Here is an 8,302-nt window from a genome sequence, read left to right on the forward strand (position 1 = left end):
GAGTGATGTTGAAGCCATCAGCGGACCGAACGAATTACGTGCGGAAGCTGTTCGGGTTATCAAGAAGAGTGGTAAATGGACACCAGCTGTACAAAACGGTCGCCAGGTTAAATCGTACAAGAAGCAACCGATCGTGTTCCGTCTCGAATCAGAAGGATAATTCTAAACCTAGTTTAGTAAAATATTTAAGTCCTCTCCATTATGGAGGGGACTTTTTTGTTTTTGAGCAATATTAATGAGTTGACGAGTTAACTTGTTAACTCGTCAACTCATTAATATTGCTTTTTTATCTACACTTGCTTTGAAAAATCAATTGCCTGTAATTTATTATGGAAACTCTTAGGTTATGCATCTAAGTAATAAAGTATAGCCATGGAAAGTTCAACCATTCTAACCGCAGACATCCTCGATATCATATTCGAGGGGCGCAACAAAGCGTATGGTGCTTATGATCTGCGACGCACCTATGGCCGGCGTTTAACAGTGTCCATTGCTGTTATGTTGTCGGTCTCACTCTTATTAGGCATCGGGTTTGTCTTTGCCGGTGAAAAGAAACAAAAGGTTACACAGGTGATCCTTCCACCTGATCTGGAACTGAAAAACATTAATGAGGAAAGACCAGAGCCACCTCCACCACCGCCGCCTCTCAAACAACCAGAAGTAAAAGTGCAAATGACCCAGTTCACCCCGCCCAGAATTATCCGCGATGAAGATGTTAAAGAAGACGAGAAGCCTCCGGAAGTGGATAAGCTCGAAGACACCAGGATCGCTACTTACAACCAGGAAGGGGTGAAAGATCAAGACATCGTAGCCCCACCGATTGATGCAGGTACTACAGGCGTGATAGTAGCCCCGAAGAAGGATGATGATGATATTGACAAAACATTTACCAAGGTTGAAATTGAGTCTGATTATCCCGGTGGTTTCTCTGCCTGGAAACGTTTCCTTGAAAGGAACCTTCGTTTTTCACAGGAAGCCATGGATAACCAGATACAGGGTACGGTAGTAGTACAATTCATTGTTGACAGAGATGGAAATGTAAGCGACGTACAAGCTGTCAGTGGGCCACCGGAACATTATGCAGAAGCGGTACGCGTAATTAAGAAGAGTGGTAAATGGACACCGGCTATACAAAATGGCCGCCAGGTAAAATCGATCAAAAAACAACCGATCATATTCCGTCTTGAGACGGAAGGGTAAGATTCCCAATGGGCAATGAAGATCCTCTCCATTATGGAGGGGATTTTCTATTTATATAGGTGCCTGTACGATGTAGATTGATGTGTTGGTTTTCATTTTTACATTATGGAATTTGTTAGGGTATGCATCTTAGTAATAAATGATAGCCATGGAAATTTCATCCATTCTAACAGCAGATGTTCTTGATATTTTATTCGAAGGACGTAATAAGGAATATGGCGCTTATGATCTGCGCCGTAATTATCGCAAACGATTAACAGTGTCCATTACTGTTATGTTATCGATGATCTGTATGTTGTTTATCGGTTTTGCCTTTGCCGGTAAAAAAACAACAATCGATCCGGTGTTTGATACAAGGGAAGTTACGTTGAGTTCTGTAAAAACACCCGAGAAGCCAGCAGAATTGCCTCCACCTCCACGGTTAAAGACACCGCCTCCGCCTGTGCAGGTACAAACACTGAAAGTTACTCCGCCCAGAATTGTTCCTGATGAACAGGTTACAAAAGATGAAATGCCACCTGTGGAAGCACAGGAAGATGTAAAGATCGGTCTTGAGACCAAGGGTGGGGTAAAAGAGGGAGATATGGTGATTGCGCCTCCTGGTGATCGTGACGGAAAAGTAATTGAATTGCCCAAAAAAGATGATGATGGTATGGACGGCATCTTTATTTCTGTGCAATTTGAATCGGAGTATCCCGGTGGCGCAATGGCCTGGCAACGATTCCTTAACAGGAACGTACGTTACCCTGAGCAGGCTGTTGAGCGGGAAATTCAAGGGCCGGTGGTAGTACAGTTCATTGTAGATAAAGATGGCAATGTAAGTGATGTGATAGCGGTGAGCGGTCCCGACGAGTTACGTGCTGAAGCCGTGCGGGTAATAAAGAAAAGTGGTAAATGGACACCGGCCATTCAAAATGGCAACAAGGTAAAATCATACAAGAAACAGCCTATAGTGTTCAGGCTGGCAAATGAGTAGGGTAGTATTGTAAGTCGCGTTGCTTTACAAGGCGGGCCTCAGGTGGGGCTCGCCTTTTTTTAAAGGAAATGGGTTTTTGGTTAAAGGTTTGGAACATCCTACTGCCTGCCGCCTACTGCCCATTGTCTTTTAATCGTATTTTTGCCCTCGTTTAAAAGGAATATATGCACGGAAAAGCAATCGGCTGGGATGATACTATTGTAGCACTGGCAACCGCCCAGGGAATAGGGGCTATTGGCGTTATACGTTTAAGCGGGGGGCAGTCCATTGACATTGTGAACCGGTTGTTCCCGTCCAAAGACCTTACCCAGGCGCCCTCGCATACCTTGCATGTAGGCTATTTAAAAGAAAATGGAAAGGTGCTGGACGAAGTGGTGATATCGCTGTTTAAAGGCCCAAAATCGTACACGGGTGAAGATGTGATAGAGATCTCAGGCCATGGTTCCCCCTACGTATTACAGCAGATCATGCAGGCCTGCGTAAACCAGGGTGCCCGGCTGGCCAAACCAGGCGAATATACCCAACGCGCCTTTTTAAATGGCAAGCTCGATCTGGCGCAGGCAGAAGCCGTGGCCGACCTCATTGCCAGCAATACCGAGGCTTCCAGAAAAACAGCCCTGCACAACATCCGCGGCGGCTTTTCAGAACGGTTGAGCAGCCTGCGGGAGCGGTTGATCAAGTTCTCCGCCCTCATAGAACTGGAACTCGATTTTTCGCAGGAAGATGTGGAATTTGCCGATCGCACCCAGCTGTATGAGTTGTTGACCGAAGTACAGCAAACCACGCAACAGCTGGCGTCCTCCTTTCAGTTAGGCAACGTGATCAAAAATGGGGTGAGCGTAGCCATCATTGGTAAACCCAATGCCGGAAAATCGACCCTGTTGAATGCCCTGCTCAATGAAAACCGTGCCATTGTAAGCGATATTGCCGGTACTACCCGCGACACCATCGAAGAAGTGCTGAACATCGATGGCATCCTGTTCCGGCTTATCGACACTGCCGGTATTCGCGAACATACCCATGATGTAATTGAAAGCATTGGCATGGAAAAGGCCCTGGCCAAAATGCAACAGGCCGATGTGGTGATATATTTGTTTGATGTAAATGAAATTACCGCTGCAGATTTACAATCAACCATAAATGAGTTCAACAACAAAAAGCTGAAATTCGTACTGGTCGGGAATAAAGCTGATGCTTCTTCCGACGATACTCTGCGCGATAAATTCAGCAGCATCCCCGGCATCATATACATCTCCGCCAAAGAAAACCGTCATACCGAAGTACTAAAAGAAAAACTAGTAGACCTGGTACTACAGGGCAAGGTTACCACAGAAGATACCATTATAACCAATGCCCGTCACTTTCATGCCTTGCAGGAAGTGTTACAATCGCTGATAGATATTCGCAATGGTTTGGATAACAATATTCCCAGTGACCTGATTGCGCTCGACATTCGCCGATGCTTACACTATTTGGGCGAGATTACGGGCCAGGTCACAACTGAAGATCAGCTTGATTATATCTTTAGTAAGTTTTGTATCGGGAAGTAGCGCCTTTCTTTTCCTTTCTCTTGTTTTCATCAATTTTCCTAACGTAATGCTTATCAGCAAAGAAAGTAATGTGCTTGAATTCATAGATCAATTACACCGGTTCTTTAGTAAAAACCGAAAAGAGAAATGTGATTATTGCTAAATATCGTTCCGTTTTTAAGTCTTATTTTGTCATACATTTTTTTGATTCCACATACCTTGAAAAACTTCTACGGAAATTCTATAAGCCTGATCCTTTAATCATGCTATGAGATATTTCCAGCCAGGTCTAACCAAACTTCATTCTAATTGATTTGTTTTTAAGCCCGTGATTGTAAGTTTTGTTACTTGCCTTAGCGATAGCTATTTCCCTTTCGGTTCTTGTTGTCGGTTAGCAATTCAAACTAAAATCAATCTCATTTATATGACAATTTGCGGATTCAAACTTACGCATGATGGATCGATCGCGCTGATCGATGGCAATCAGCTTGTTTTCTGTTATGAGATGGAGAAGCTGAATAATTCACCGAGATACAGCCCTTTCAATATCAGCATGGACCAGGTGAGAGAAATATTTTCCCTTCACGGATATGATTTCGATCGGGTTGATAAATGGGTGATTGATGGTTGGACGCCGCACGAACCCGTATTCATCGATCTGGGCAAGGGGAACATCCCGGTTGATTTAGCAGGATACGGCAGTTTCATCGTGAAAGAAAATGTAATGCAGCCCGTACATTTTGAACTGCAATCGGAAAACAGGGAAAAATATAACAGTTATCTCCATGTGTCGGGTCATATAGCCGCTGCCTATTGTACAAGCCCCATGGCAAAAGCGGGAGTAGACAGCTACATTCTGATCTGGGACGGCGGCATGTATCCACAGTTGTTTTATTATTATTCCAGCACCAATAAAGTAGAGAACCTCGGCGCATTATTCCCCATCATCGGCAATATCTATGGCATCTTTGCCCAACATTTCGGGCCTTTTAAAGTAAATAAAGAAGTTGTGACCGACGAACTGAATATCGCCGGGAAGGTGATGGCGTATATAGCAAAAGGCGTTTACATAAAAGAAATGATACCCGTGTTCGGCAGCATTTATAAAGAGTATGCACACCGGGGTATGGATTTTGCCCGCGACTTTGCGAGAGAGTTTATCAAAAAGACCAAACATCTCCAATACAGGCCTGAAGATATCTTACATACTTTTCACGTTTATATAGAGCAACTGCTTGTGAGTGCATTGGTAGCAAAAGTTAAAAAAAGAGAAGACAGAACAAGGAACCTTTGTTTTGCCGGCGGTAGTGCATTGAATATAAAATGGAACAGCGCCATCCGCAATTCAGGCGTGTTTGCAACCGTTTGGATACCTCCTTTTCCAAACGATGCCGGCAGCGCTATCGGTACAGCATGTTGTGAAATGATCCATGAAACAGGCGTCAATTGCCTGAATTGGGATGTATTCTCCGGGCCATCGGTCATTAATGATGCTGCTGTCAGCGGTTGGTCCAAAAAGCCGGTAACGATCGATGCCCTGGCGCTGTTGCTGTTCCTTGAAAACGAGCCCGTCGTATTTCTGAATGAACGCGCCGAACTGGGGCCTCGCGCCCTAGGCAACAGAAGCATCCTGTCTCCGGCAACGCCAGCTCAAATGAAGCAGGTCTTGAATCATATAAAACACAGGGAAGATTATCGTCCCGTAGCGCCCATCTGCCTGGAAGAAGATGCAAAAGACATATTCGAGCCTGGTATCAGGGACCCTTACATGCTTTTCGATCATCAGGTGAAGCCGGAATGGAAAGAACGCATTCCCGCCGTTTGCCACCTGGATGGAACGGCCAGGCTACAGACCGTGAATGAATCGGAGAACCCGGTGATGTTCCGTTTGCTGAGCGAATACAAGAAGCTCAGCGGCATTCCGCTACTGTGTAATACCAGCGCTAATCACAATGGGAAGGGCTTTTTCCCGGATGTTTCATCGGCGATGAACTGGGGAAAGGTCAACTATGTTTGGAGCGGAGGCGCCCTCTATGAGAAGACAGAGAAAATCATTTTTAAAAGCAGTGAATTCTCCGATCCTTCAATCCGTATTTAGTAAAAGAACCGGCAATAATAAAAAGAATATTGATCTCCGTTCTGTCGGATGATCTGATGAACATTTAAATAGATATTCCTTTTTTTCAATCCTATAATGTAGTAAAATGTCAAAAGTCGGAAATGTTCCGGAAATCATATCCGTAAAGGATCATTTGGATCAGCTGAAAGCGCAGGGCGCCGTTCTTGCATGGGAAATACCATATGAGAATCTTTTAACCAGATTGACTGCCGCCGTATTTTTCTTAACTCCGGCTGACCAGTCGCATCTCGATCGCATATGGAAAGAACTGGAATCGCATAAAATGTTAAAATACCGGTTGAATGACGACAAAGTACTTTCTCAGCTGGCCTGGAGAGTAGAATTCAATGACGGTTTCGAATTATAACAGGAAAGGGCAACATGCGTAAGACAAAATTATTCTGTTTGCCATATGCCGGAGGGTCCGCATCCATTTACAACAGATGGAAGCAGCACCTTGGAGCCGATATCGAATTGGTAACAATTGAATTGGCAGGAAAGGGCAGACGTATCGGCGAATCATTATACCAGGATCTTTCCGAGGCGGTACAGGATGTATATAAGATAATAAAGAAAGATCTGGCCGATGCTCCATATGCCTTGTTCGGGCATAGTATGGGAGGGCTCATCTCCTATGAGTTGGCCCAGAGGATCAGGGCAAACGGGCTCCCGGCTCCTGTACATATCTTCTTCTCCGGAAAGAGCGCTCCCCACATAGAAAGGGAAGATGAAAAGAAATACCATTTGATGGATGATGAGGAATTTGAAAGGGAGCTGATCCACCTGGGCGGTACGCCGCCAGAGTTTTTTGAAAGCCCGGAACTAGCCGGTATCTTCCTTCCCATCCTGAGAAGCGATTTCAAAATGGCGCAAACCACAACAAACAAAGGCGTCATCTATCCATTGAATATTCCAATTACCGTCTTTCTTGGTAAAAAAGATGACCAGACGCCCGAACAATGCGATGGATGGAAATTTCATACCACGAAGGGCTGCACGTTGCATTACTTTGAAGGAGGGCATTTCTTCCTGCATGATGAAATGGATCCAATCTTAAAGATCATTAATCGCACAATAAGAGATTCATACGATGACGGCCATTTATAGTACCCTTACGGAGCTGTTGCAGGAAAGAAAAAAGCTGACCGGCACAGGGGTAACCTTTATTGAAGCAGGTGCAAAGGAAGTAGTGCTGCCTTATAGCGAATTGTATGACTCCGCGATAAGCGCATTGTCATTTCTTCAAAGCCAGGGATTGAGGCCAAAAGATGAATTGGTCTTTCAAATTGAAGACAACAGGACCTTTGTCATTGTTTTCTGGGCCTGTATCCTGGGAGGTATCGTTCCTGTGCCACTGGCAATTGGCAGGAACGATGATCATAAACAAAAGCTATTTAACATATGGCCTCTTCTGAAAAATCCTTTCCTGATCATTTCCTCCGACAATCTTTTCCAAATGGGCGCATTTGCACAACAGCAGGGATTAGAAAGCCTGTTTGCTGTCATTGGAAAGAAAATGATCAATGAAGCAGACCTGTTCTCTTCTAACGGATATGGAGAGATTTATAAGGCTGATGAAAACGATATTGCCTTCGTACAGTTCTCTTCGGGATCTACCGGTGCCCCTAAAGGCGTGATGCTTACGCACAAAAATCTTCTCACAAATGTTCGGGCCATCAGTGCTGCTGCCAACTATAGCAAAGAAGACTCCATGCTGAGCTGGATGCCACTGACACATGATATGGGTCTCATCGGTTTTCACATCAACCCCTTGTTCAGTGCCATGGATCACTATCTCATGCCGCCCGCTCTTTTTGTGCGCAGGCCTTCACTCTGGCTGGATAAGGCAACCGGGCATAAAGCGACTATTCTGTGTGCTCCCAATTTCGGTTATGAATACCTGATGAGGCATTGTAATGTTGTTTCCGGGCAGTATGATTGGGATTTGCGATCCGTCAGGTTGTTATACAATGGTGCAGAACCTATATCCGAAAGTATATGCCGGAATTTCCTGCACCAATTATCAAAATATGGATTGAAGAGCAACGCCATGTGCCCCGTATATGGACTGGCAGAAGCAAGTCTGGCTGTGTCCATTTCCGGATTGGACAATGAGGTGGAATCGCTGGCGCTTAGCAGGAATCAATTGCAAACGGGCGCCAGGATCCGGCTAATCGCTACAGGCGAGGAGCATTCCGCCACTTTTGTGAATGTTGGGGAACCGATAAATGATTGCCTGCTAAGGATTGCTGATGAGGACAATAAAGAAATGTCAGAGGAGATCATCGGGTATATCCAGATCAAAGGAGATAATGTGGCTGCCGGTTATTATAATAATGCATCGGCAACGCAACAAACAATAACGGAAGACGGGTGGCTTAAGACGGGCGATCTTGGTTTTTTACGGAATGGTTGCCTGTACATTACCGGAAGGGCCAAGGACATTCTTTTTTCAAATGGCGAAAACTATTATGCGCA

General features: G+C 44.9%; 8 protein-coding genes. All 8 read left to right on the forward strand.

Annotated elements, in window-relative coordinates; genetic code table 11:
- A partial coding sequence (locus tag ACJ751_RS28255; RefSeq protein WP_407748900.1) for an energy transducer TonB occupies nucleotides 1-160 on the forward strand: 160 nt, incomplete at its 5' end.
- A 212-nt stretch (nucleotides 161-372) separates the two neighbouring features.
- A complete protein-coding gene (locus ACJ751_RS28260) occupies nucleotides 373-1,200 on the forward strand; it encodes an energy transducer TonB (protein WP_407748893.1) in 828 nt (275 codons plus the stop codon).
- A gap of 148 nt (nucleotides 1,201-1,348) precedes the next feature.
- Complete coding sequence (locus tag ACJ751_RS28265; protein ID WP_407748894.1) at nucleotides 1,349-2,176, forward strand: energy transducer TonB; 828 nt, start codon at nucleotides 1,349-1,351, stop codon at nucleotides 2,174-2,176.
- Between the two features lie 164 nt (nucleotides 2,177-2,340).
- A complete protein-coding gene (gene mnmE, locus ACJ751_RS28270) occupies nucleotides 2,341-3,726 on the forward strand; it encodes a tRNA uridine-5-carboxymethylaminomethyl(34) synthesis GTPase MnmE (RefSeq protein ID WP_407748895.1) in 1,386 nt (461 codons plus the stop codon).
- A 403-nt stretch (nucleotides 3,727-4,129) separates the two neighbouring features.
- Nucleotides 4,130-5,803 (forward strand): carbamoyltransferase N-terminal domain-containing protein, encoded by a 1,674-nt coding sequence (locus ACJ751_RS28275; protein WP_407748896.1) that lies wholly within the window; start codon nucleotides 4,130-4,132, stop codon nucleotides 5,801-5,803.
- A gap of 106 nt (nucleotides 5,804-5,909) precedes the next feature.
- Complete coding sequence (locus tag ACJ751_RS28280; RefSeq protein ID WP_407748897.1) at nucleotides 5,910-6,191, forward strand: hypothetical protein; 282 nt, start codon at nucleotides 5,910-5,912, stop codon at nucleotides 6,189-6,191.
- A gap of 14 nt (nucleotides 6,192-6,205) precedes the next feature.
- A complete protein-coding gene (locus tag ACJ751_RS28285; protein ID WP_407748898.1) occupies nucleotides 6,206-6,931 on the forward strand; it encodes a thioesterase II family protein in 726 nt (241 codons plus the stop codon).
- A partial coding sequence (locus ACJ751_RS28290) for an AMP-binding protein (protein ID WP_407748899.1) occupies nucleotides 6,915-8,302 on the forward strand: 1,388 nt, incomplete at its 3' end. The genes ACJ751_RS28285 and ACJ751_RS28290, both read left to right, overlap by 17 nt.

Source organism: Niastella sp. (assembly GCF_045805085.1).
Taxonomy (GTDB): domain Bacteria; phylum Bacteroidota; class Bacteroidia; order Chitinophagales; family Chitinophagaceae; genus Niastella.